Annotated in this window: 25 protein-coding genes; 16 read left to right on the forward strand and 9 right to left on the reverse strand. The window is 58.0% G+C overall.

Annotated features, from left to right (window positions below; all coding sequences use genetic code 11):
• Nucleotides 1-18: 18 nt before the first annotated feature.
• Together AB5Y67_RS17900 and AB5Y67_RS17905 are read right to left on the reverse strand one after the other, a co-directional pair.
• Complete coding sequence (locus AB5Y67_RS17900; RefSeq protein ID WP_150390245.1) at nt 19-546, reverse strand: GspH/FimT family protein; 528 nt, start codon at nt 544-546, stop codon at nt 19-21.
• 98 nt (nt 547-644) lie between these two features.
• Entirely contained in the window at nt 645-1,163 is a 519-nt protein-coding gene (locus tag AB5Y67_RS17905; RefSeq protein WP_108612714.1) for a GspH/FimT family pseudopilin, read from the reverse strand.
• A 146-nt stretch (nt 1,164-1,309) separates the two neighbouring features.
• Here AB5Y67_RS17905 and AB5Y67_RS17910 point away from each other — a divergent pair, with 146 nt between their 5' ends.
• From AB5Y67_RS17910 to AB5Y67_RS17930, 5 genes are all read left to right on the forward strand, one after another.
• On the forward strand, nt 1,310-2,932 hold the full coding sequence (locus AB5Y67_RS17910; RefSeq protein WP_150390246.1) for an NAD+ synthase: 1,623 nt from the start codon (nt 1,310-1,312) through the stop codon (nt 2,930-2,932).
• Between the two features lie 9 nt (nt 2,933-2,941).
• Complete coding sequence (gene glnB / locus AB5Y67_RS17915) at nt 2,942-3,280, forward strand: nitrogen regulatory protein P-II (RefSeq protein ID WP_005308848.1); 339 nt, start codon at nt 2,942-2,944, stop codon at nt 3,278-3,280.
• 59 nt (nt 3,281-3,339) lie between these two features.
• Complete coding sequence (locus AB5Y67_RS17920) at nt 3,340-3,933, forward strand: hypothetical protein (RefSeq protein WP_320628426.1); 594 nt, start codon at nt 3,340-3,342, stop codon at nt 3,931-3,933.
• Between the two features lie 18 nt (nt 3,934-3,951).
• Complete coding sequence (gene luxS, locus AB5Y67_RS17925) at nt 3,952-4,461, forward strand: S-ribosylhomocysteine lyase (protein ID WP_005340462.1); 510 nt, start codon at nt 3,952-3,954, stop codon at nt 4,459-4,461.
• 177 nt (nt 4,462-4,638) lie between these two features.
• Nucleotides 4,639-4,818: a DUF5363 family protein gene (locus tag AB5Y67_RS17930; RefSeq protein ID WP_098972189.1), complete on the forward strand. Its 180-nt coding sequence runs from the start codon at nt 4,639-4,641 to the stop codon at nt 4,816-4,818.
• Here AB5Y67_RS17930 and AB5Y67_RS17935 read toward each other — a convergent pair.
• Nucleotides 4,787-5,419: a type II secretion system protein gene (locus AB5Y67_RS17935; RefSeq protein ID WP_150390592.1), complete on the reverse strand. Its 633-nt coding sequence runs from the start codon at nt 5,417-5,419 to the stop codon at nt 4,787-4,789. The genes AB5Y67_RS17930 and AB5Y67_RS17935 overlap by 32 nt on opposite strands.
• Before the next feature lie 42 nt (nt 5,420-5,461).
• Here AB5Y67_RS17935 and AB5Y67_RS17940 point away from each other — a divergent pair, with 42 nt between their 5' ends.
• From AB5Y67_RS17940 to deoD, 7 genes are all read left to right on the forward strand, one after another.
• Nucleotides 5,462-6,235: a TatD family hydrolase gene (locus AB5Y67_RS17940; RefSeq protein ID WP_199427875.1), complete on the forward strand. Its 774-nt coding sequence runs from the start codon at nt 5,462-5,464 to the stop codon at nt 6,233-6,235.
• Nucleotides 6,236-6,457: 222 nt separating this feature from the next.
• On the forward strand, nt 6,458-7,732 hold the full coding sequence (locus AB5Y67_RS17945; protein WP_005340466.1) for a NupC/NupG family nucleoside CNT transporter: 1,275 nt from the start codon (nt 6,458-6,460) through the stop codon (nt 7,730-7,732).
• A gap of 125 nt (nt 7,733-7,857) precedes the next feature.
• Nucleotides 7,858-8,028, forward strand: a complete 171-nt coding sequence (locus AB5Y67_RS17950) for a XapX domain-containing protein (protein ID WP_005340467.1) — start codon at nt 7,858-7,860, stop codon at nt 8,026-8,028.
• A gap of 424 nt (nt 8,029-8,452) precedes the next feature.
• On the forward strand, nt 8,453-9,226 hold the full coding sequence (deoC, locus tag AB5Y67_RS17955; protein ID WP_005340468.1) for a deoxyribose-phosphate aldolase: 774 nt from the start codon (nt 8,453-8,455) through the stop codon (nt 9,224-9,226).
• A gap of 109 nt (nt 9,227-9,335) precedes the next feature.
• Complete coding sequence (deoA, locus tag AB5Y67_RS17960; RefSeq protein ID WP_005358033.1) at nt 9,336-10,667, forward strand: thymidine phosphorylase; 1,332 nt, start codon at nt 9,336-9,338, stop codon at nt 10,665-10,667.
• Nucleotides 10,668-10,681: 14 nt separating this feature from the next.
• Nucleotides 10,682-11,890, forward strand: coding sequence for a phosphopentomutase (locus AB5Y67_RS17965; RefSeq protein ID WP_199427874.1), 1,209 nt, complete (start codon nt 10,682-10,684; stop codon nt 11,888-11,890).
• Between the two features lie 76 nt (nt 11,891-11,966).
• Nucleotides 11,967-12,683 (forward strand): purine-nucleoside phosphorylase, encoded by a 717-nt coding sequence (gene deoD, locus AB5Y67_RS17970; protein WP_005340471.1) that lies wholly within the window; start codon nt 11,967-11,969, stop codon nt 12,681-12,683.
• Between the two features lie 67 nt (nt 12,684-12,750).
• Here the strand turns inward: deoD and AB5Y67_RS17975 are convergent, their stop codons facing one another.
• On the reverse strand, nt 12,751-13,371 hold the full coding sequence (locus AB5Y67_RS17975) for a YtjB family periplasmic protein (RefSeq protein WP_005348965.1): 621 nt from the start codon (nt 13,369-13,371) through the stop codon (nt 12,751-12,753).
• Between the two features lie 119 nt (nt 13,372-13,490).
• Here AB5Y67_RS17975 and serB point away from each other — a divergent pair, with 119 nt between their 5' ends.
• Entirely contained in the window at nt 13,491-14,501 is a 1,011-nt protein-coding gene (serB, locus tag AB5Y67_RS17980) for a phosphoserine phosphatase SerB (RefSeq protein WP_199427873.1), read from the forward strand.
• Nucleotides 14,502-14,529: 28 nt separating this feature from the next.
• The gene (locus AB5Y67_RS17985; RefSeq protein ID WP_199427872.1) at nt 14,530-15,435 is read left to right on the forward strand and encodes an alpha/beta fold hydrolase; all 906 of its coding nucleotides are present in this window, start codon (nt 14,530-14,532) and stop codon (nt 15,433-15,435) included.
• A 55-nt stretch (nt 15,436-15,490) separates the two neighbouring features.
• Here the strand turns inward: AB5Y67_RS17985 and AB5Y67_RS17990 are convergent, their stop codons facing one another.
• Nucleotides 15,491-17,869, reverse strand: a complete 2,379-nt coding sequence (locus AB5Y67_RS17990; protein ID WP_019445559.1) for a PilZ domain-containing protein — start codon at nt 17,867-17,869, stop codon at nt 15,491-15,493.
• Nucleotides 17,870-17,969: 100 nt separating this feature from the next.
• On the opposite strand from AB5Y67_RS17990, the gene radA reads away from it, so the two are divergent.
• Entirely contained in the window at nt 17,970-19,337 is a 1,368-nt protein-coding gene (gene radA / locus AB5Y67_RS17995; protein ID WP_005340481.1) for a DNA repair protein RadA, read from the forward strand.
• A gap of 81 nt (nt 19,338-19,418) precedes the next feature.
• Here the strand turns inward: radA and AB5Y67_RS18000 are convergent, their stop codons facing one another.
• Nucleotides 19,419-19,799 carry a PilZ domain-containing protein gene (locus AB5Y67_RS18000; RefSeq protein WP_005340482.1) on the reverse strand — a complete coding sequence of 127 codons (381 nt, stop codon included), beginning with the start codon at nt 19,797-19,799 and terminating at the stop codon, nt 19,419-19,421.
• A 100-nt stretch (nt 19,800-19,899) separates the two neighbouring features.
• Nucleotides 19,900-20,382, reverse strand: coding sequence for an Rsd/AlgQ family anti-sigma factor (locus AB5Y67_RS18005; RefSeq protein ID WP_005348975.1), 483 nt, complete (start codon nt 20,380-20,382; stop codon nt 19,900-19,902).
• A 337-nt stretch (nt 20,383-20,719) separates the two neighbouring features.
• On the opposite strand from AB5Y67_RS18005, the gene hupA reads away from it, so the two are divergent.
• Nucleotides 20,720-20,992: a nucleoid-associated protein HU-alpha gene (gene hupA / locus AB5Y67_RS18010; protein WP_005340484.1), complete on the forward strand. Its 273-nt coding sequence runs from the start codon at nt 20,720-20,722 to the stop codon at nt 20,990-20,992.
• 128 nt (nt 20,993-21,120) lie between these two features.
• On the opposite strand, the gene AB5Y67_RS18015 is transcribed toward hupA, so the two are convergent.
• Nucleotides 21,121-21,564: a PACE efflux transporter gene (locus AB5Y67_RS18015; protein WP_139494914.1), complete on the reverse strand. Its 444-nt coding sequence runs from the start codon at nt 21,562-21,564 to the stop codon at nt 21,121-21,123.
• A gap of 164 nt (nt 21,565-21,728) precedes the next feature.
• Nucleotides 21,729-22,586 carry a hypothetical protein gene (locus AB5Y67_RS18020; protein ID WP_199427871.1) on the reverse strand — a complete coding sequence of 286 codons (858 nt, stop codon included), beginning with the start codon at nt 22,584-22,586 and terminating at the stop codon, nt 21,729-21,731.
• Nucleotides 22,587-22,665: the final 79 nt, after the last annotated feature.

Raw genomic sequence — 22,665 nt, forward strand, 5'->3', positions numbered from 1 at the left:
TTGAGTAGGGTAAAGGGGCTAAGAACAACTCAGCCCCTTTTTTTCGCTTCTGCTTCTGCCGGATGGGGAAACGATGATATCGACTCGGGGTACTTGGTCGATACAAAACCGGAGTGTCATGTTCGTGCCAATCGCAGTGCCATCTGGACTAAATCGCACAAATTGTCGATTGGCCGTCACGGTATGTTTTTCAAGAAAGGGTTCTGTTGCTGATAACAAGATATCGCCACTTGCAATATCGAATTGGCGATCCTGATTGGTGTCGATAAAGACAAGCATGCGCTGGGCGCCGGTTTGATTTGCGAGTACACAGCCTTCTTTTGTGGAGTTTCTGACAGGCATGGCAAGACATGCTGTGACGGGTTGCTGCTGTGTGATGGCTTGCCGTTGGCCGAAGATCAGGTGGTCCTGCAGGTTTCTTGTGTAGATGTCGCTGTCGGTAGATGTCAGCAGATTTGCCAATGACGGCAGTCCCAAGGTCAGCAGGATGGTTGTCAGGCTTGCAGATATTAAGAACTCAAGCAGGGTAAATCCATTTCGTGCCATAGCGTATGAGTCCTTGTTCAAAGGAGACTCTAAGTATAGCTATTGGATTGAAATGGATCCTTTTGTGCTCGTGTGTGCTTCGCGGTAGTTAATGCTGGTCATGGACATACAGCACCACTTGCCTGGCTATGGGCACGCCCGGCAGGCATAACTTCAATCTGAACGCCCTTTTCGCCGCTTACACAGAGTGAAAAGATGACCTCGCTGTCAGACGTAATGGTGCCATCTGGGGTGAAGCGCAGCGCCTGTGCATCTGCAGAAATGGCCAGTTCTGCAGGAAACTCGGGACTTGCCGTCAGAGTTGTTTCGCTGCCATTGAGCTTCTGATCGCTATTAGTATCGATAAAAGCGATCTGCCGGGTCGCTCCATTTTGATTGGCAGTAACGCACTCTTCTACAGAATTATTGATAGTGGTCAGGCAGAGAGTAACCGTTTGCTGGTTAGAGATAGCCTGTTGTCTGGCATAGTTTAAGTGGTTTAGCAGGCTCTTTTCCTGGGTCGCCAAATTATTGCTGCCAAGCAGGTTAGAGAGGGAAGGAATACCAATCCCCAACAGAATGACGCCCAGCGCAATGGCTATCATCAACTCCATCAGGGTAAATCCAGCGTTTTTCATATCTGCGAAGGCCTGTCGTTCCGTGACTATCTACAGCTTATCCTTCTCACTGGTTGCTGTCACACGGTTACGCCTGTCTTGAACTGGCAGATTGCCCCCCTTTTCTTTATCATTCCCCATCATTTTCGAATTCAAGATGCATCGCCATGGCAAAAGCCCTCTCTCTGATGCTTGCCCAGTTGAATCTGACGGTAGGCGCCATCGAAGATAACACTGACAAAGTGCTCGCTGCGGCGGCTCAGGCCGAGCAGCAAGGTGCCGATCTGCTGGTCTGCTCCGAGCTGGCCCTGACCGGTTATCCACCGGAAGATCTGCTGCTGCGCGCCGATCTGATGATGCGGGTCGATGCCGCGTTGGCTCGTGTTGCCAAATGGCAGGGCAACTGTGCCATTTTGGTGGGTCACCCTTGGCGTGAAGGTGAGGCTCTTTATAACGCAGCCTCCCTCTATGAGCGAGGCAAGTTGATTGCCCGTTACTTCAAGCAGGACCTGCCCAACTACGGGGTATTCGACGAGAAGCGCTACTTCACCGCCGCGGCCGAGACTTGTGTGGTTCCCTTCCGTGGTCACAATCTGGGCCTGCTCATCTGCGAAGACCTGTGGCAGCCTGGCCCGGCGCTGGCCGCCAAGGCTGCGGGGGCCGAGCTGCTGCTCACCATCAACGCCTCGCCCTATGATCAGGAAAAACCTTGGATCCGCCGCGAGCTGATGGCCGAGCGCTGCGATCAGACCGGTCTGCCGCTGGTCTACCTCAATCAGGTCTGCGGTCAGGACGAGCTGATTTTCGACGGCTGCTCCAAGGTGTTCAGCAGCCAGGGTGAGTTGACCCACAAGCTGGCTCCGTTTGCCGAAGAGCTGATGCTGGTACGTTTTGCTGATGGCCAGCCAGTGAAGGAGCGGGAGCCCGCTGCGCCGCTGGAGCCGTTGGCCGAGACCTATCAGGCGCTGGTGCTGGCAGTGCGCGACTACGTTACCAAGAACGGTTTCCACGGTGCTGTGCTGGGTCTATCCGGCGGCATCGACTCGGCACTGACGTTGGCCATTGCGGCCGATGCCATCGGTGCCGACAAGGTGCAGGCTGTGATGATGCCGTTCCGCTACACCGCCCAGATGAGCGTGGAGGATGCCAAGGAGCAGGCCGAGCGGATGGGGGTTGAGTTCAACATCATCTCCATCGAGCCGATGTTCGAAGGGTTTATGGCCCAGCTGGCGCCGCTGTTTGAAGGCACCGCTCGTGATACTACCGAAGAGAACCTGCAGGCGCGCTGCCGCGGCGTGCTGCTGATGGCACTCTCCAACAAGCGGCGTCGCATCGTGCTGACCACCGGCAACAAGAGCGAGATGGCGGTCGGTTATGCCACGCTGTACGGTGACATGGCGGGCGGTTTCGATGTGCTGAAAGATGTGCCCAAGACGCTGGTATTCAAGTTGTGCGAATATCGCAACTCGGTCGACTACGTGATCCCACAGCGGGTTATCGACCGTCCTCCTTCAGCGGAGCTGGCACCGGATCAGGTGGATCAGGACAGCCTGCCGCCATACGACATCTTGGATGCCATCCTCAAGCGTTACGTGGAAGAGGATGCCTCGGTCGCCGACATGGTGGCTGAAGGGTTCGAGGAAGCGGTGGTGCGCAAGGTGATCCGCTTGGTGGATCTCAACGAATACAAGCGCCGTCAGGCGGCGGTCGGGCCCCGCATTACGGCTCGCAACTTTGGTAAGGATCGCCGTTACCCCATTACATCCGGGTTCGGCAAACAGAACTGGTAAGGAGTCACCATGAAGAAGATTGAAGCCATCATCAAACCGTTCAAGCTGGACGATGTGCGCGAGGCCCTGGCCGAGATCGGCATCAACGGCATGACCGTATCCGAAGTCAAAGGCTTCGGCCGCCAGAAGGGCCATACCGAGCTCTATCGCGGCGCCGAATATATGGTCGACTTCCTGCCGAAAGTGAAGGTGGAGCTGGTGGTGCAGGATGAGGATCTCGATGCCTGTCTGGAAGCGATCCAGAACACCGCTCGTACTGGCAAGATTGGTGATGGCAAGATCTTCGTCTGCGAGGTGGAGCGTGTCATTCGTATCCGTACCGGCGAAGAGAACGAAGACGCGATCTGACCTTGGCTATCTCTTTACCTGACCAGAGGTGTGAAGCACGGCCTCATTTGATGGGGTGGATGCGTTTTGTGGTCGTGGCCAGCCTGTTGGCGGGCCTGACTGCTTGCAGTACCCGTCCACCGGCTCAGCCGGAGAATCTGTGCCAGATCTTTCGCGAGAAGCCTGACTGGCACAAGGCCGCGCTCAAGATGAACGAGAAGTGGGGGACGCCTATCCACGTGATCATGGCCATGATGTATCAGGAGTCCTCGTACGTACATGATGCCCAGCCGCCGATGCAGTATTTCCTCTTCATCCCGACCGGGCGGGCCAGTTCGGCTTATGGTTATGCTCAGGTCAAAGATGAAACCTGGGCTGATTACCAGCGGGAAACCGGCAACAGCTGGAGTGACCGTGATGACTTTGCCGACGCCATCGATTTTATGGGTTGGTACACTAACAAAGCTCAGCGGCTCAATGGCACCTCCAAGTGGGATGCCTATGGCCAGTACCTCAACTATCACGAAGGGTGGGGTGGCTACCGGCGTGGCAGCTATCGCAGCAAGGGGTGGTTGATGAAGACCTCTCGCAAGGTGGAAGCTCGCGCCCAGCGCTACGGCGCCCAGTACCGTCAATGCAAGGATCAGCTCTCCCGCGGGGGCTGGTTCTGGTAACCAAATCAGGAGTCAGAAATGCCGTTATTGGACAGTTTTACCGTTGACCACACCCGTATGGAAGCGCCAGCGGTGCGTGTGGCCAAGACCATGCAGACCCCGAACAAGGACACCATTACCGTGTTCGACCTGCGTTTCTGCGTACCGAATCAGGAGATCCTCTCCGAGCGCGGTATCCATACGCTGGAGCACCTGTTCGCCGGTTTTATGCGTGATCACCTGAACGGCAATGGTGTGGAGATCATCGATATCTCCCCCATGGGTTGCCGTACCGGTTTCTACATGAGCCTGATCGGTGCGCCTGACGAAGCCCGTGTTGGCGCAGCCTGGCAGGCAGCCATGAGCGATGTGCTGACCGTGCAGGATCAGGCCAAGATCCCCGAGCTGAACGAGTATCAGTGCGGCACCTACAGCATGCATTCGCTGGAAGAGGCGCACGCCATCGCCCGTCATGTGCTGGAGCGCGGTATCGGCGTCAACCACAACGATGAGTTGGCTCTGCCGGAAGAGAAACTGAAGAGTCTGTGAGGCTGATGAGCTATCGCTCATCTGATAACCTCTTCAGGGAATCTTAAAAGAGCCGGTCAGCCATGCTGACCGGCTCTTTTTTATCTCGCCCGACCGCCATAGTGGAGATGGCTTGCTCACCTTGCCGACTCTGATTAGGATGGTTTTTGAACCGAATCCGTTGGCGGAGGTGTGACGATGAAAGGGATATTGCTGCGTTGGCTGGCCCGTTACGACGCGTGGTGCGAGGAGTGGGGGCTCACCCAGGAGAACCGGCGCTGCTGCACGCCGGTTCGTTATGATGATGATTCAACCAAAAAGCGAGCTTGCGCAGAAGAGGCTGAGCTCAATCAAAATTGCGGGTCACGGCACCGGTAACACTGTTGTACTCGAAGCCGAGGCCGTTTAGATAATCCGAGCTGGTTTGGAAGCGGTTGATTGAGTCGCGCAGGATATAGCGGCAGTTAAGATGCTCTTCGCCATTCGCATCAATCGCTCCTGTGGAGACAACATCAGTTAAGTAATCCGCTTTACTATCAATCACCGGGCCAAAATGTACCGCTTCTACGCTGTAGTCGCTATCCATCATGTCTTCAAACAGAAAGCGGCAATCAGCTCCGCTGCTAACGGATATGTAATCGGACTGGCCTGTTATATACATTTCATCCAGTCCTTTTTGACCTTGGTCTTCATCAGAACCAACAGGCCAGCCATACATATTGATATCCATATTTTTCACGCCAAAGCTGCTCAGATTGTAGAGCGCGATCGCTTGTCCCTGAACTTTGACAGCCCAGCCTGCATGAGCCAGCTGAACTGCACTGGCAAAGCTGCCTGCGGTCGCCGAGACCGTGCTTTTCAGGGCATCATCCTTGATATTGATAAAGCGGGGCAGGGCGGTGACGGCCAGGATCCCCAGCACTATGATCACCAGCACCAGTTCAATCAGGGTAAAGCCGTTGTTTCTGTTGTTCATCATGTTCAATGACCCATTTAAATACCGCAAACAGGTGTAAGTGATATGCAGCTGATAGATACCCATTGCCATCTCGACTTTCCGGTGTTCGACCAGGACAGGGAGGCACTGCTGGCCCGTAGTCGGGCATTGGGGGTGACGGAGTATATCATTCCTGCCATCGCAGAAGATAACTGGACTCGTGTGATGGCACTGGCAGATCAGCATGACGGCCTCTTTTATGGTCTGGGCGTTCATCCTTGGTATGCCGGTGAACAGCGGGAGGGGGTGATGGAGCGGTTGCGAACGCTGGTAATGAACCAGCCTGCCGGGCTGGTGGCCATAGGCGAGTGTGGGCTGGACCTCCGTTCTCACGTGCCGCAGGAGGGGCAGCTTGCGCTGTTTGAGGCTCAGATCCGGCTGGCTGCAGATGCCGGGCTCCCCCTGATGATCCACTCGGTGCGCGCCAATGACACTGTGGCCAAGCTTTTGCGCCGCTTCAAGCCGCCTCGTGGCGGGGTGATCCATGCTTTCAGCGGTTCGTTGCAGCAGGCGGAGGCCTTCTGGCAACTGGGCTTTCGACTCGGGGTGGGCGGGGTAATCAGTTTTGAACGGGCGAACAAGACGCGAGAGGTATTTCGGGCCATGCCGCTCGAGGCCCTGGTGCTGGAAACCGATTCGCCCGATATGCCCTTACAAGGTGAGCAAGGCACCCGGAATACCCCGGAAGCGCTGCCGAAAATAGCGGAAATATTGATGACCTTGCGGGAGGAATCATCGGTGGATGTTACCAAGGTGTTATTTGAAACTGCCCGGCATATTTTCCATCACGACCAATAGCCATGAAACAAATTCGCAACACCTGATTTAGTTGTCAGGAAAAAAAATGAGCGTAAAAATCGTTTGCTGTCTAATTTTGTGACACTTGGACATTTTGATAACGATAAAATGTGACCAGCATTCTATTTTATCGGACTTTAATTAGTATAATGCGCTCCCCTTGATTAGTTGGGTTTGATAACAACTCGCTAACAAGCCAGGTGCTACTAGAGGAAGATAATAATGAATTTGTTCATGGGTCTGGTAGGGATGGCGACGCTCGTCCTTATCGCGGTGCTGTTCTCCAGCAATCGCAAGGCAATCAACGTGCGTACCGTTGTCGGTGCGTTCGCAATTCAAGCCGGTCTGGGGGCGTTTGTTCTCTATGTTCCGGTTGGTCGCGATATCCTGGTCGGCGTGTCCGACGCGGTATCCAGCGTGATCAGCTACGGCCAGAACGGGATCGACTTCCTGTTTGGCGGTCTGGTCAGCAACAAGATGTTTGAAGTGTTCGGTGGCGGCGGCTTTGTCTTTGCCTTCCGTGTTCTGCCGGTCATCATCTTCTTCTCTTCCCTGATTGCAGTGCTCTACTACCTGGGCATCATGCAGATGGTCATCAAGTTGCTGGGCGGCGGTCTGCAGAAAGTACTGGGTACTTCCCGCACCGAATCCCTGTCTGCAACTGCCAACATCTTCGTCGGTCAGACCGAAGCGCCGCTGGTGGTTCGTCCTTACATCGCCAAGATGACTGACTCCGAGCTGTTCGCCGTCATGTGTGGTGGTCTGGCTTCAGTTGCCGGTTCCGTACTGGCCGGTTACGCCTCCATGGGCGTGAAGATGGAGTACCTGATCGCTGCCTCCTTCATGGCTGCACCGGGTGGTCTGCTGTTCGCCAAGCTGCTGGTTCCCGAAACCGAGACCCCGAACTACGACGAAAGTTCTGCCGATGCCGAGCTGGATGACAAGCCTGCCAACGTCATTGACGCTGCAGCTGCTGGCGCCTCTGCCGGTATGCAACTGGCCCTGAACGTCGGCGCCATGCTGCTGGCCTTCATCGGTCTGATCGCCATGATCAACGGCATCTTCTCCGGTGTGGGTGGCTGGTTCGGTTATCCGCAACTCTCTCTGGAACTGCTGCTGGGCTGGATCTTCTCCCCGCTGGCCTTCCTGATCGGTGTGCCCTGGAATGAAGCAGTGGTTGCCGGTTCCTTCATCGGTCAGAAGCTGGTAGTGAACGAGTTCGTGGCTTACCTGAACTTCGCTCCGTACCTGAAAGACGAAGTGCTGATCAACGGTGTGGCCATGTCCGATCACACCAAGGCGATCATCTCCTTCGCGCTGTGTGGTTTTGCCAACCTCTCCTCTGTTGCCATCCTGCTGGGTGGTCTGGGGTCCATGGCGCCGAACCGCCGCGGCACCATTGCACGCTTTGGTCTGAAAGCCGTACTTGCAGGCTCTCTGTCCAACCTGATGTCTGCAACCATCGCAGGCTTCTTCCTGGCACTGTCCGGCATGTAATCGCCGCCTGACTGACAGGGTATAAACACGAACGCCACGGCATCTGCCGTGGCGTTCGCGTATGGAGCGGTGACAACCGTTTTCCTATCTAAACTAATAATAAAATGAGTCAAATCGGAGGTTATATGAATGAAGTGCTACTGGCGATGGTGGCCGGCTTTATAGTTGGTTTGTTGTTTTCTTTCCTCAAATTGCCGATCCCGGCGCCTCCCGTTTTGTCCGGGGTAATGGGGATCGTCGGGGTCTATCTGGGGGGATTGGCCTACTCCTGGATCCTGACCCGTTTCTTTTCGTAAGGCTTTTTTAGACCTGGATTTGCCAGATGTGAGGTACCTCTGAAATTGGCAAATCCGGCTTGCAAACAGGGGGTATCTCGGCTGAAATAGGCGTTGCCAGCAGGGTGCTGGCAATGACTAATACTCGATGAAATCGGGTGTTGGCGGTCAAATGGAATTGATTGGGAAGTCGGGTCAGATGTTGTCGGCCTTTCTCAAGTCTTCATGGAACCAAGTCCGCACTTTTGTAAGAAAGTGACAGGGCTCTTGCCTTATTTACAGTCGCAGTGCCTGCAGGGTGTTTTGAATAGCATCCCGATAGTGCCGGTGCCTTCGCACTGTAATTCCATTCCCGTATAGCTGGGGATTACTGCCTGTGCATCCATCGCTGGATGGTATGGTGGTGCCCGGTTATCTGGATTAAATCGAGACTTTGGAGAACAGAATGACTGATCTGAAAGTGGCCGCTCAGCGTGCCCTGAACCTGATGGACCTGACCACCCTGAACGATGACGACACCGATCAGAAGGTGATCGACCTGTGCCATAAGGCCAAGTCACCGGCTGGCCTGACTGCCGCCGTCTGCATCTACCCCCGTTTTATCCCTATCGCTCGCAAGACCCTGCGTGAGATCGGCGCTGCCGACGTACGCATTGCGACCGTGACCAACTTCCCGCACGGCAACGACGACATCGAGATCGCCGTGGCCGAGACCCGTGCCGCTGTCGCCTACGGTGCTGATGAAGTGGACGTGGTGTTCCCGTACCGCGCCTTCATGGCTGGCAATGAACAGATCGGTTTTGATCTGGTCAAAGCCTGTAAAGAGGCCTGCGGTGCCAACGTGCTGCTGAAAGTGATCATCGAAACCGGCGAGCTGAAAGAAGAGGCGCTGATCCGTCGCGCTTCCGAGATCTGTATCGATGCCGGTGCCGACTTCATCAAGACCTCCACCGGCAAGGTGCCGGTCAATGCGACCCCGGAAGCGGCACGTATCATGATGGAAGTGATCAAGGCCAAGAATCCGAAAGTCGGCTTCAAGCCTGCCGGTGGCGTGAAAGATGCCGCCGTTGCCGGTCAGTATCTGGCCATGGCCGAAGAGATCCTCGGCAACGACTGGGTATCTGCCCGTACCTTCCGCTTTGGTGCATCCAGCCTGCTGGCCAGTCTGCTGGCCACTCTGGGGCATGGCGACAAGCCGGCCAACACCAGCGGTTACTAATAGGTTGATGAGAGGGCGGACTGCTGTCCGCCCTGTTAGCCCCCACCATGCGGTGTGCGGGCAAGGATTCAGGCTTGTGTAACGCCAGCAATGGCGGAGGGAATGAAAGATGTTTTTGCCTCAAGAAATTATTCGCAAGAAGCGCAACGGTGAAGCGCTCAGTACCCAAGAAATTCAATTCTTCGTTCAGGGCATTACCAACAACACCATCGGTGAGGGGCAGATTGCCGCGCTGGCGATGGCGGTCTACTTCAAAGACATGACCATGGATGAGCGGGTTGCCCTGACCTGCGCCATGCGCGACTCCGGCATGGTGCTGACCTGGGATCACCTCAATCTGGGTGGCCCGATTGTCGACAAACACTCCACCGGTGGTGTGGGTGATGTTGTCTCCCTGATGCTTGGCCCGATGGTCGCCGCCTGCGGCGGTTTCGTGCCGATGATCTCCGGCCGTGGCCTGGGCCACACCGGCGGCACCCTCGACAAACTGGATGCCATTCCCGGCTACCAGACCTCGGTCGACAACGACCGTTTCCTGAAAGTGGTGAAAGAGGCGGGTGTCGCCATCATCGGCCAGACCGGCGATCTGGCCCCCGCTGACAAGCGTATCTATGCAGTACGGGACATCACCGCCACCGTTGAATCCATCGCGATGATCACCGGCTCCATCCTCTCCAAGAAGCTCGCCTCCGGGCTGGAAGCGCTGGTGATGGATGTGAAAGTGGGCTCCGGCGCCTTTATGCCGACTTTTGAAGCCTCCGAAGAGCTGGCCAAGAGCATTGTGGCCGTGGCCAACGGTGCCGGTTGCCGCACCTCTGCGCTTTTGACCGATATGAACCAGGTGCTGGCCTCCAGCGCCGGTAACGCGGTGGAAGTACGTGAAGCGGTGCGTTACCTGACCGGTGAATACCGCAACCCGCGGATCCACGAAGTGACCATGGCGCTGTGCGCCGAGATGCTGATCTCCGCCGGTCTTGCCAGCGACGAGCGCGATGCCCGCACCAAGCTGCAGGCGGTGCTGGATAACGGCAAGGCGGCCGAGATCTTCGGTCGCATGGTGACTGGTCTCGGTGGCCCGGCCGATTTCATGGAGCGTTACGACGCTTACCTGCCCAAAGCCGCCATCGTGCGCCCGGTCTTCGCGGCCAACAGCGGTTTCGTGACCGCCATGGATACCCGCGAGCTGGGGCTGGCCGTGGTAGCGATGGGCGGTGGTCGCCGCGCTGCCGGTGACAAACTTGATTATGCGGTCGGTCTGACCGACTTTATCCGCCTGGGTCAAAGTGTTGATGCTGACAAGCCGATCGCGATGATCCACGCTCAGACTGAAGAGCAATATGCTCAGGCTGCCAGCATGGTGCAGGCGGCTGTCCGGATTGGTGGCGAGCGGCCGGAGGCACTGCCTGAAGTGTACCGCCGTATCACCCTGGCCGATTTGTAACAAGGGGAAGACCCATGAAACGTACCTTTATTCTGATGATGGACTCTTTTGGTATTGGCGCAGCTGCCGACGCCGAGAAGTTCGGAGATGTGGGCGCCAACACCCTTGGCCATATCGCCAAGGCGTGTGCGGCAGGTGACATTGAAGGCCGTGGTGCCCTCAATCTGCCCAACCTCAACAAGCTGGGTCTGGGCCACGCTTGCGAGCAGGCCTCCGGCTACTTCCCGGAAGGGCTGAAGAAAGATATCGATGTGGTCGGTGCCTACGGCTTTGCTCAGGAGCTCTCCTCCGGCAAGGATACCCCGTCCGGTCACTGGGAGATCGCCGGTGTACCCGTGCTGTTCGAGTGGGGCTACTTCAAGGATCACCACAACAGCTTCCCGCAGGAGCTGCTGGACGCCATCGTCGAGAAGGCTGGTCTGCCTGGCTATCTGGGCAACTGCCACGCTTCCGGTACCCAGGTGCTGGACGATCTGGGCGAAGAGCACATGAAGACCGGCAAGCCGATCCTCTACACCTCTGCCGACTCCGTGTTCCAGATTGCCTGCCACGAAGAGACCTACGGCCTCGAGAAGCTCTATGAGCTGTGCCACATCGTGCGCGAGTTGCTGGAGCCCTACAACATCGGCCGCGTGATTGCGCGTCCGTTCGTAGGTACTGGCAAGGGCAACTTCAAGCGTACCGGCAACCGTCACGACTACTCAGTGCTGCCGCCGGCGCCGACCGTGCTGGATTACATGAAAGATGCGGGCGGTCAGGTGGTCTCCATCGGCAAGATTGCCGACATCTATGCCCAGCAGGGCATCACCAAGCAGGTGAAAGGGACCGGTCTGACCGAGCTGTGGGATCGCACGCTGGAAGAGGTGAAAGCGGCCGGTGACAACACCATCGTCTTCACCAACTTTGTGGACTTCGACTCCTCCTACGGCCACCGCCGTGATGTTGCCGGTTATGCCGGTGCGCTGGAGTATTTCGATTCCCGCCTGCCGGAGCTGTTTGATCTGCTGCAAGATGGCGACGTGGTGGTGCTGACTGCCGACCACGGCTGCGACCCGACCTGGGGGGGTACCGACCACACCCGCGAATACATTCCGGTGCTGTTCTTCGGCAAGCCGGTCAAGGCCGGCTCCGTCGGTCGTCGCGAGACCTTTGCCGATATCGGCCAGAGCATCGCGGCTTACCATGGCCTGCCGAAACTGGCGTACGGTACCAGCTTCCTGTAATTTACCCGCCCGCCACTTCGGCGGCGGGCAATTTATAAAACAATAAAACTCAACCTAGTGTGAAGGAATCAAGAGAATGGCAACTCCTCATATCAATGCGAAAGATGGCGCCTTTGCTGATACCGTGCTGATGCCGGGCGACCCCCTGCGCGCCAAGTACATCGCTGAAACTTTCCTGGAGAATGTCGAGCAGATCTGCGACGTGCGCAACATGTTCGGTTTCACCGGTACCTACAAGGGCCGTCGTATCTCCGTCATGGGTCACGGCATGGGTATTCCGTCCTGCTCCATCTACGCAAAAGAGCTGATCACCGATTACGGTGTGAAGACCCTGATCCGCGTGGGCTCCTGTGGTGCTGTGCGTGAAGACGTGAAACTGCGTGACGTGGTGATCGGTATGGGTGCCTGCACCGATTCCAAAGTAAACCGTCTGCGCTTCAAGGATCACGACTTCGCTGCCATCGCCGACTTCGACCTGGTTGCCAATGCGGTACAGGCCGCCAAGAACAAGGGCGTTGCCGTGCGCGTCGGTAACATCTTCTCCGCCGACCTGTTCTACACTCCGGACCCCTCCATGTTCGACGTCATGGAAAAATACGGCATCCTGGGTGTCGAGATGGAAGCCGCCGGTATCTACGGCGTGGCCGCAGAGTACGGTGCCAAGGCACTGACCATCTGCACCGTTTCCGACCATATCCGTACCGGTGAGCAGACCACCTCTGAAGAGCGTCAGCTGACCTTCAACGACATGATCGAAATCGCACTGGATTCCGTCCTGCTGGGCGACAAGTAATTCCTTTGCGAATAAGAAACGGCGGCCTTCTGGCCGCCGTTTTTGTATCTGCTCACTGGTCGTGTCATCAGTTTTCCGGAGGTGGCGCGGGGGGCGTACTCTTTTTCTTGTGCTTGCGCACCCGCATGTAGTTGCGGCGCACGCCGTAGGAGATGAGCACCCCGGCCAGCAGGGCGACCAGCAGCATCAGCCGCTGTTTCTCCTGCACCACCTTGAGCCGGGTGTCCTTGTCTGCCAGCATCTGCTGCTCTTCCAGGGTGATTCGCAGGAAGCCGATGGTCTGCTCGCCATCCCGGATCTCCTGCACGAACTGGATCCGCCCCTTGCCCTGCTCCGGCAGTGACTTGTTATCGCTGCCGATGGGCAGCAGGCTCTCCAGCGGCACCGCCTGCTCCGATTGGGCGAGGGGAATGCCGCGTCCATCGTAGAGGGTGGCATCGAGGATCTCCGGCTCCGCCGCCAGATCCCGCGCCAGCCGCTCCAGTTCGCTGCTCTTCTCCTCCTTGATCCAGCGTTTCATGTCGCGGGCAGCATAGGCGACCAGCGCCTGTGCCCGGTTGCGCGCTTCGCTGTGCAGCGAGGCCTGGCTTTCACCCTGCATATGAATGAGCACACCGAGCACCCAGCATCCGAGCAGGATACCGGCACCCAGGCTGAGAACACGTTTGATGGGAAGATGACGCTGCAAGCGTGAGACCTCTGGTAACAAGGAGTGGCGGGATCTTGGCGCTTGCCTGTACAAAAAGCAATACGCTACTCTGGGCCAGCACTGTTAACCCCCTGATCACCAAGGAAGGCGTATCCCTTATGTTGTTGTCCCGGCTCCCCCCTCTGTTATCCGATTGGCCCGCGTTGTTGTCCGGCTCACCCTGTTGGCAGCTCCACGCAGATGCGTTGCAACCGACAGAGACTCCGCAGGCTGGCGGCTGGTTGGTGCTGTTTGGCAAGGGGCTGGGCGCATCCCATCTGGCGTGTCTGTCACCTTTGTTGGCTGCACAGGGGTTGGCGGCCACCCTCTATCCTCCCTCCGAGGTGGCGGGCGTGCCGTTGCTGCTGCTTGGCTGCGATCGCTTCTCTGCCGAGCTGGTGGCCGAGCTCAAGAGCGGTGAGTGGGAGATCGATCTCTGCCATCTGCCCGCGCTACCGACCCTGAAGGAGCCCGGCCTGCTGGTGATGGACATGGACTCCACCGCGATCCGCATCGAGTGCATCGACGAGATTGCCCGGCTTGCCGGGGTTGGCGAGCAGGTGGCGGCAGTGACGGCCGCAGCCATGCAGGGCCAGCTGGAGTTTTCCGACAGCCTGCGCAATAGGGTGGCCCTGCTGGCAGGGGCGCCGGTCACCATTCTCGACGAGGTGGCGGCATGGATGCCCTGGATGCCGGGCTTGCAGCTGATGGTCGATACCCTCAAAGGGGCGGGTTGGAAGGTGGCCATTGCCTCCGGCGGTTTTACCCGTTTTGCTGGCCAGTTGCAGCGGGAGCTGGGGCTCGATGCCATCTTCGCCAACGAGCTGGCGGTGGAGGGGGGCCAGCTGACCGGCAAGGTGAGCGGGCGTATCGTCGATGCCAGCGTCAAGGCCGAGGTGTTGCAGCAGCTGGCGGCCGAATATGTCATTGCACCCGCCCAGACCGTGGCCATCGGCGATGGTGCCAACGATCTCAAGATGATGGGGGTCGCGGGTCTTGGCATCGCCATTCACGCCAAGCCGCTGGTGCGGGCGCAGGCGGCGGCTACCCTCAATCATCACGATCTGGAGGGGGTGATCTGCCTGCTGGCGGCGCGGGCCTGCAGCGAGCAACGTTGGGACCAGCGCTGACAGTGTTTCAAGGAGGAAACCAATAAAAATGGAATTGTTGCAGCAGTCTCAGTTTATCCCCTGTGGTGGCCATCAATTGCATGTTCGCCACATCAAACCCCGGGTCGCCGTGCATGGCGAGCCGATCCTGATGGTGCACGGCGCCATCGAGAACGGCCGGATTTTCTATACCGAATCGGGCAAGGGGCTGGCCTGCTTTCTGGCCCGCCACGGCTATCAGGTTTATGTGGCTGATTTGCGGGGGCGGGGGCTCAGTACTCCTGCCATCGCCGAGCAGGCAGAGCACGGCCAGCATGAGCTGATTACCGAGGATCTGCCCGCCCTGCACCGCTGGATTGCCGAGCGTCACCAAGGCTTCAAGGTGCACTGGGTGGCTCACTCCTGGGGCGGCGTCATCATGGCCTCGACTCTGGTGCGCTTTCCCGAACTGGCGGAGCAGGTGGCCAGCCTGCTCTTCTTCGGTACCAAACGCGGCGTGTCGGTGCACAATCCCGAGCGCTGGCTGAAGGTGGATCTGATCTGGAATCGGTTGGCCCCTTGGCTGGCCCGCCGCCGTGGTTTTCTGGCGGCTCGCACTCTGAAGATCGGTGCTGACGACGAGCCGCTGCGCTATCTGCAGGAGACCATCCCCTGGGTCAAGTGCGGCCCCTGGCAGGATCCTCACGACGGTTTTGCCTATGACGAGGCGGCGGCAAGGGTCAGCTGGCCACCGCTCTGGATGATCTCGGCCAAAGCGGACAAGGTGCTGGGTCACCCGACCGATGTGCGCCGTTTCAGCGACGAGATGGGTTCGGCCACGCGTCACACCCGATTGGGGCGGGACAACGGCAACCGCCTCGATTATGACCACATCAATATGCTGACTGCCCCGCAGGCGCAGGAGGATCACTTTCCCCAGATCCTCGACTGGCTGCTCAACCCGCAGGCGGCATGACAAAAAAACAGGGCGCCTCGAGCGCCCTGTTTCATTTCTGTCTATTTCTGGATCATCAGTTCAGCGGCGGCGTGATGCCAAAGCGGAACAGGGTTGCCTGGGTGGTATCGGTCAGTTCTCCTACCCCCACCACGCTCCAGAGCTCCTCTTCCAGCTTGCGCGCCTTGTGGATGGCGAACTTGGCGATGTAGTCCAGCTCGTTGGCGATGAAGTTGGTGTCGGGCCGTCCGGTACGGGAGATGCCGACCAGCACCGAGTAGAACTCCCCCTGTTGCTGCGCCAGCTCGATGAACTGACGCTTCTCTTTGACATTGGCAAAGCTGCTGGCTAGTCGGCTGCTGAAGATGGGTAGGCCGGCCTTGGTCTGGATGCTGGCGATATAGACCTCGTCTTCTCTCGGTTTGTCCTCCCGCTCGATGGCACGCAGCGGGTTCATCAGCAGCTCCTTGAGCAACTCCCCCTGAAACAGCGGGTAGAGGTTCTCCTGCTCCGGTAGCTCGGCACAGGCTTGCAGCAGCCGCTGCAGACTGCGCGGTTGCAGGGATTTGCCGATGGAGGCCGGTTTGGGCGCGCCTTTCAGCTTGTTGACGTAGACCGGTGAGTTGAACAGGTGGTGGGTATAGATGTTGCGAAGGGCCCGCGCCAGCCCGCGATAGCGGCGCTGCTCCTGCGCCGCCTTGAGCTTGTTCTGGTTGCTCTCGATCAGCAGGCTGAAGAACTGGCGGCCGGTATGGCGATCCGAATCCCCTTCGATGCAGAGGTGCAGCACGGTGCGGGTCATGTTGAGGCTGACCAGCCGGTAGGAGAGGCGCTGCAGGTCCATGCTCTTGGAGAGCTCCTGCAGGCGGGGCAGGGCGATGGTCACCACATCGTTTTTCTCGCCGATAAAGGCATCTTCCAGCTCGATTTGCAGGCCGTGAGTCGAGATGTCGCGGGTCCAGCCGATCCAGGATTTGCCGTTGTGATGGATGGCGACCGCCGTCTTGTGGATGTAGCGCGACTCCTTGCGCAGCTGAACATAGTGCAGGGTCTCGATCTCGAACGGGGCAACCCCCTGCTCGTGACCAAAGCGTTGCAGCTCGTTGGCGTTGTTGCTGACCCCTTCCTGATGGAACTCTTCCCGCTGGGATTCCAGGCCGATCTCCTGCAGCAGGCCGCAGTAGCCGATCTGCTTGAGCCGCTCGAGCAGCAGGATATCTTGCAACTGCGGGTTGTCCTGCCCTTGCAGTTGCCCCACATCCGCTTCGACCAGATCGCACGCCTCCAGCGTGAACTTGTAGACTCGCCAGCTGGGGCGGCGGGAGCCTACCTGGAAGAAGAGGGCGGTGAGGCCACTCTGGCGCAGCTCCTCGGCGGTGGCGGAGAAGAAGTAGATGTGGCTGCGCACCGTGTGGGTAAAGCAGTAGATGATGGTCTCGGTGGTGGTGCCGGGGGCCGGGCAGAGCCGTTTCATCCGCTCTGCGCTGAAAAGCCCCGCGAGGGCATCGCGGTTTTTTTCATCGCGCCAATACTCCAGCAGGTGCTGGTTGTTCTCGGTACGCAGGGCAATCTCGAGATTGGGGCTGTCGCCGGTGCCGAAGAAGAGCGGCATGCCGGTCATCCGCGGCAGGTAGAACTGCTCATACCCCTTGATGATGGCGGCGGAGAGCAGATAGTCGACACTGACCCGATAGCGGATCTTGTTGGCGTCGATAAAGTCGCTGAGGAAGGCATCAAAGGCGGGCTGTTCGCCGGAGCGCACCAGCCGCAGCCAGTATTTCCCCTCTTTGCTCTCTTCGCCAAGGATCTGATAGCCGACAGGCTGGTGCAGCACCGGATTAGGGGTGTCCCGCTCCAGTCCGGTAAAGAAGACCTCCACCTGGGCGCCGGTGTGATAGTTCGGCAGATAGGGAACCGAGACCCGCATGCCACCCAGCGAGAGATCGGAACTCTTGGCGAACAGCTTCTCACCATCCTGAAACTTGATCAGCACCGGCGAGCTGAAGTGCATCCGCTCCTGACGGCGGCCGTAGTAGCTGGCAAAGGCAATGGTGTTGACATCATATTGCCGGAAGGGGCTGGCCGGTGGAGACAGCTGACCATCCACGCGGGCGTTGTGGTGCTGTTTTTGCCACTGTTGCAGCGCCTCGTAGACACCGAGGGTATAGATATCGCGGTAGAGATAGCACTGGGACTGGAACAGGGCAATCGCATCGGCGGGCATGAAGTGAGTGATGCCGTCGAACTCATGCACCAGGCACTCATCCTCCAGCTCATCGCGCATGTCGATGACCCTGCGGCAGGGGGAGCACTTGCGCTTGAGCTCCATCTTGATCAGAAAACGGCTGTTGCTGTTTTCCTCCTGAGTCATGCGGTTGAAGATCTCCTCGAAATCTTTCTCCCGCAGCAAGGGGACGAGTTGTTCAATCAGATGTTGCTGGTGTTCTGAATCCATTTGTTCCTGCCACGGAAAGTCACTTTTCCGATTCTGGGTTTGATCTGTCGGTCGCAAACAAGTATATCAAGCAGGAATTCATCCTGTCCCCGAGTTATCAATGGCCAAAAATAAAACTGCTTATGTTTGTTCCGAATGTGGTGCCGACTTCACACGCTGGCAAGGTCAATGCAGCGAGTGCAAGGAGTGGAATACCATTACCGAGGTGCGCCTCGGTTCGGTGAGCCCCGCAGGCAAGAGTGCCCGTTACACCGGTTATGCCGGCGCGGTCGGCAGTCAGGTACAGACACTGGCAGAGATCGCCACCACCGAAATTCCCCGTTTTACCTCAGGTTTCAAGGAGCTGGATCGGGTGCTTGGTGGCGGTGTGGTACCCGGCTCGGCCATTTTGATCGGCGGCAACCCGGGGGCGGGCAAGTCGACCCTGCTGCTGCAGACCATGTGTGGTCTCGCTGAGCGGATGAAAACCCTCTATGTCACCGGCGAGGAGTCGCTCCAGCAAGTCGCGATGCGGGCCAACCGCCTTGGGCTTCCCACCGACAAGCTGCGGATGCTCTCCGAGACCAGCGTCGAGCAGATCTGCCTGATTGCCCAGCAGGAGCAGCCGCAGATCATGGTGATTGACTCCATTCAGGTGATGCATGTGGCGGATGTGCAATCGTCCCCCGGTTCAGTCTCTCAGGTCCGCGAAGCGGCTGCGTTGCTGACCCGCTACGCCAAGCAGAATCATGTGGCCATCTTCATGGTGGGTCATGTGACCAAGGATGGCAGTCTGGCGGGCCCCAAGGTGCTGGAGCACTGCATCGACTGCTCTGTGCTGCTCGATGGTGGCCATGACTCCCGTTTTCGTACCCTGCGCTCCCACAAGAACCGCTTTGGTGCGGTCAACGAGCTGGGGGTTTTTGCCATGACCGAGCAGGGGATGCGCGAGGTGAGCAACCCCTCCGCCATCTTCCTCAGCCGGGGGCAGGAGCAGGCGCCCGGTTCCATCGTCATGGTGATCTGGGAGGGCACCCGGCCGCTGCTGGTGGAGTTGCAGGCGCTGGTGGACTACTCCCAGCTTTCCAACCCGCGCCGGGTAGCGGTGGGGATGGATCACAACCGGCTCGCCATGTTGCTGGCGGTGCTGCACCGTCACGGCGGGTTGCAGATGGCGGATCAGGATGTCTTCATCAACGTGGTTGGCGGGGTCAAGGTCGAGGAGACCAGTGCGGATCTGGCGCTGCTGCTGGCGATGGTCTCTAGCTTCCGGGACCAAGCGCTGCCCAAGGATCTGGTGGTGTTCGGCGAAGTGGGCCTTTCCGGTGAAATTCGCCCGGTGCCGTCCGGCCAGGAGCGTTTGCAGGAGGCGGCCAAGCACGGTTTTCGTCGTGCCATCGTGCCGCACGCCAATGCCCCCAAGCACCCCATCGAAGGGATGGAAGTGGTACCGGTCAAGAAGCTGTCTGAGGCACTCGAGGCGCTGTAATCCCTCAGCATTGCAATCGAGACAACAGCACAACGGAAAAAGAGCGCCTCGGCGCTCTTTTTTATGGGCAGGAACCTGCCATCAGGGCTGGCTGTGTTCCAGATGTTCGCTCAGCAGTTGTTCCAGCTCGCGGTGGAGCAGCTCTTCGTCGCCGACGTTGAGCTCGATCATCCGCTTGAGATGGGTGGCGCTGTCGATATCGATGTGGTGGCAGTAGAAACCCAGCTTCTTGCTGGCTTCGTGGGTCAGCTCGACCTGCATTTTTATCTCGATATCGCTACCGCTCAGGATAAAGCTGAGCTGGTACTCCTTGTTGTCACGGCTCTCCCAGTCGTCGGGGCGGATCAGCAGTGCCCCTTGCAAGGAGACATCGACAAGCTGGGTCTGCCACTTCTGTTCCCCCTGGGTGAGTTCTGCCATGGTCAAGTAGAGGATCCGTGCAAAACGGCGGCGCTCAGACATGCTCATCTCCTGTATGCAATAAGTGTGGACGCTAGGGTCATTGCTCTGAGTGTAATCCACCTTGGTTGCCAGTATCTTGAACTTGCTCCGAAAATGGCATTCAGGCTTGCTGGGTACTTAAGGATTCCACCACATGAAGCGCCTTGACCAGGCGGTCCTCCTGTTTGAACCGCTCTTCCAGAACCGGACCCAACTCGTTGAGATCATCATCCAGTAGCAGCAATTGGGCCTCGTCGGCATCACTGTATTTGTCGTTGAACTCGAGGGCGAATTCAGTGCTGTTACGAATATGGGGGTAGATGCGCTTGGCCAGCTCCAGTGTTTCGCCGCTGGCTTGCTCGAAGGCGGTGACGACGTGGTGGTAGATTTCGAAATGGCCTGCACTGACATAGTCGACCAAGCGGTCGCAAAACTGATGCAGCTCTTCTGTTTTGGGCAGGCTGCGTTGCTTGGTCCGCGCCGGAGTGAGGCCTGCCAGCTGCATGTATCCGACCAGCAACGCTTGCCTTGCATCCAGCCAGTCGTCGATAGCCTTATGCTTGCCTGCCAGCGCCTGCTTGGTCTGTTCCAGTTTCGTCAACATAATCCCTATCCCTCCGTGGGGCAAAGGCTGGCCGATTGTTCGGTATTCCGAGCCGTTTGAGCAGTGACACAACCTATAACTAGGGAAAATCTGGGCAAGCGTCAATAGCCATGGGGGGATAATGTTAAGTGGCGAAGAAATAGTCAGCGGATTGTGTCTGCGTGCTAGCAGGTTTCAGGCCTGCTCACGGTTTTTCGCGTGTGGAATGTGACTATTTCCGCAGATCTTGATGAAAACCCCAGCGTTTGACGCGTTCGGCTCGATAAAGGCTTTGCCTGTGCGTTTTTTTTTGCATAGAGTGACCCAGCGCTAAATGCCCGATCATAAAGGAAATGTTATGAACAAAGCTCAACTTGTCGATGCGATTGCCGCCAAAGCAGATCTGAGCAAAGCTCAGGCCAAAGTGGCTCTGGAAGAGATCATCAATGGTATTACCCAGAGCTTGAAAGAAGGCGATGCTGTGCAACTGGTCGGTTTTGGCACCTTCAAGGTCACCCACCGCGCAGGCCGCACCGGTCGTAACCCGCAAACTGGTAAAGAGATCCAGATTGCTGCTGCCAACGTGCCTTCATTCGTGGCTGGCAAGGCTCTGAAAGACGCCGTCAAGTAAGTCCGAAAGTCTGTTTTGTCCAATGCCAGTCAGCTTGCTGACTGGCATTGTTTTTATGGGATTCTCCCATCCTTCCTAGTTAGTCCTTCCTGACTTTTCCTTCTGTCGGCCTCGTTGCGGCTGAGGCCTTATGCCGTCTGCGGGTTGGATGGCAGCGGCCAGATCCGCTCATAGGCCCAGGTAAAGACCATGATGTAGACGAGGTAGAAGGCGACGAAACCAAGATCCAGCATCAGGGCGTCCCACACTCCCAAATCGAGCCAGAAGATGACGCAAGGGAGGGAGAGCATCATAAAGCTCGCCTCATAGCCAAATGCGTGCAGGAAGCGGTCCAGTGGTCGCTTGTTGGTGCGCCCGCACAGTTTGAGCAACCCCTTGTCGAACAACAGATTCCAGCCGTAGGTCCAGGCAGTGGCGACGATGGAGAAGAAGATGGCCAGCGAACCGACCTCGGCGACGCCCTGACCGAACAGCTGACTGATCAGCGGTGCGACCAGTGCCAGCCCGATGCCTTCGTAGAGAACCAGATAACGAAGTCGATCCGGGGTGGTGCGTAGTTGGGTACTACTCATGGGTGATGTGTCTCCTGTGGGAGGCGCATTCTAATCAGGGAGTGTTTAAAAGAGAAGCATCGGTCCGTCATGATTGGCGTTGAGGGGCATGATGATGCCCCCTCATTTGCGATACTTCTCTATTGCCAATTTGGGCGTTAGCCCTGAGTGGTCAAGTCTGCGACTCAGGCGCCGGTTGGCGTGATCCGGGTCAGCATGGCAAAGCCCTCTTCCACTTGGGTGAGCTCTACCTTGACCTCCCCCAACTCGGCGAGCGAGGCAACATGGGTGCCACCACAGGGAATGGTCACCTCTTTGCCTTCCAGGATGCAGTGCCAGTAACGGGAATCGATGATCGCCTCGCCAGCGCGGCTACGGCGGATCTCGCCTCCGGCTGCGATCCAGTCGGCCAGTTGCTGGTTGACCTTCTCTTCAATCAACGCCAGATCTGCTAGCAGCGCCTCGCTGTTGACCCCCTTCTTGCGCAGGCTCTTGCCGATGCGGTACTGCTCCCGTGATCCGCAAGGCTCGACCCGCGAGCTTTGAATAGCAAGACGATCGAAGTCGGGCTGGCCCAGTGCATCGCGCTCGCTTACCTCCTTGCGCCAGTAGGGGATGAGTACCCGGTTGAGGGCCATCGCGGCCAGATGGCAGCCGCTATGGCCCAGACTCAGGGCGTGGCGGGCAGCGCTATCTACTTGCAATTCGACCTGGCTGCCAACGGCCAGTGCGTGGTCACCGGTCAATGGATGGACCACCACGAAACGCCACCCCTCTGCGCTCCGCTTGACCGGAATCGCAGTATCGACAAACAGCTCGCCATCCGGGCTGATAGCCCCCATCCGGCAGGGGCCAATGGCGGCTTCGCCCCCTTCCCAGCGAGCATGTCCCACATCCCCCGGCTGATCGGGCCAGAGGTGGCTCTGGGGATGAAAGGGGGTGAGGTCGGTGACCAGCAGCGTGGTGTCACCGCGCTGGCAGCAGACCACGCTGGCCTGCTCCTGATGATGGCCCAGTACGAAGCTGGCTCGGGTATGTTCCATGGCAAGGCTCCCGCAACGATAAATGAGAAAAGAAAGCGGCAGCATACGACAAAGTGCGAAGAGGCTCATTAACCAGAGT

Source organism: Aeromonas sp. s12, assembly GCF_040907925.1.
GTDB lineage: Bacteria > Pseudomonadota > Gammaproteobacteria > Enterobacterales > Aeromonadaceae > Aeromonas > Aeromonas veronii.

Bases quoted from the DNA above. Each gene is read 5' to 3' on its own strand.
- AB5Y67_RS17900 (WP_150390245.1), bottom strand. From the start codon at position 546: ATGGCACGAAATGGATTTACCCTGCTTGAGTTCTTAATATCTGCAAGC.
- AB5Y67_RS17905 (WP_108612714.1), bottom strand. From the start codon at position 1,163: ATGAAAAACGCTGGATTTACCCTGATGGAGTTGATGATAGCCATTGCG.
- AB5Y67_RS17910 (WP_150390246.1), top strand. From the start codon at position 1,310: ATGGCAAAAGCCCTCTCTCTGATGCTTGCCCAGTTGAATCTGACGGTA.
- glnB (WP_005308848.1), top strand. From the start codon at position 2,942: ATGAAGAAGATTGAAGCCATCATCAAACCGTTCAAGCTGGACGATGTG.
- AB5Y67_RS17920 (WP_320628426.1), top strand. From the start codon at position 3,340: ATGCGTTTTGTGGTCGTGGCCAGCCTGTTGGCGGGCCTGACTGCTTGC.
- luxS (WP_005340462.1), top strand. From the start codon at position 3,952: ATGCCGTTATTGGACAGTTTTACCGTTGACCACACCCGTATGGAAGCG.
- AB5Y67_RS17930 (WP_098972189.1), top strand. From the start codon at position 4,639: ATGAAAGGGATATTGCTGCGTTGGCTGGCCCGTTACGACGCGTGGTGC.
- AB5Y67_RS17935 (WP_150390592.1), bottom strand. From the start codon at position 5,419: ATGATGAACAACAGAAACAACGGCTTTACCCTGATTGAACTGGTGCTG.
- AB5Y67_RS17940 (WP_199427875.1), top strand. From the start codon at position 5,462: ATGCAGCTGATAGATACCCATTGCCATCTCGACTTTCCGGTGTTCGAC.
- AB5Y67_RS17945 (WP_005340466.1), top strand. From the start codon at position 6,458: ATGAATTTGTTCATGGGTCTGGTAGGGATGGCGACGCTCGTCCTTATC.
- AB5Y67_RS17950 (WP_005340467.1), top strand. From the start codon at position 7,858: ATGAATGAAGTGCTACTGGCGATGGTGGCCGGCTTTATAGTTGGTTTG.
- deoC (WP_005340468.1), top strand. From the start codon at position 8,453: ATGACTGATCTGAAAGTGGCCGCTCAGCGTGCCCTGAACCTGATGGAC.
- deoA (WP_005358033.1), top strand. From the start codon at position 9,336: ATGTTTTTGCCTCAAGAAATTATTCGCAAGAAGCGCAACGGTGAAGCG.
- AB5Y67_RS17965 (WP_199427874.1), top strand. From the start codon at position 10,682: ATGAAACGTACCTTTATTCTGATGATGGACTCTTTTGGTATTGGCGCA.
- deoD (WP_005340471.1), top strand. From the start codon at position 11,967: ATGGCAACTCCTCATATCAATGCGAAAGATGGCGCCTTTGCTGATACC.
- serB (WP_199427873.1), top strand. From the start codon at position 13,491: ATGTTGTTGTCCCGGCTCCCCCCTCTGTTATCCGATTGGCCCGCGTTG.
- AB5Y67_RS17985 (WP_199427872.1), top strand. From the start codon at position 14,530: ATGGAATTGTTGCAGCAGTCTCAGTTTATCCCCTGTGGTGGCCATCAA.
- AB5Y67_RS17990 (WP_019445559.1), bottom strand. From the start codon at position 17,869: ATGGATTCAGAACACCAGCAACATCTGATTGAACAACTCGTCCCCTTG.
- radA (WP_005340481.1), top strand. From the start codon at position 17,970: ATGGCCAAAAATAAAACTGCTTATGTTTGTTCCGAATGTGGTGCCGAC.
- AB5Y67_RS18000 (WP_005340482.1), bottom strand. From the start codon at position 19,799: ATGTCTGAGCGCCGCCGTTTTGCACGGATCCTCTACTTGACCATGGCA.
- AB5Y67_RS18005 (WP_005348975.1), bottom strand. From the start codon at position 20,382: ATGTTGACGAAACTGGAACAGACCAAGCAGGCGCTGGCAGGCAAGCAT.
- hupA (WP_005340484.1), top strand. From the start codon at position 20,720: ATGAACAAAGCTCAACTTGTCGATGCGATTGCCGCCAAAGCAGATCTG.
- AB5Y67_RS18015 (WP_139494914.1), bottom strand. From the start codon at position 21,564: ATGAGTAGTACCCAACTACGCACCACCCCGGATCGACTTCGTTATCTG.
- AB5Y67_RS18020 (WP_199427871.1), bottom strand. From the start codon at position 22,586: ATGGAACATACCCGAGCCAGCTTCGTACTGGGCCATCATCAGGAGCAG.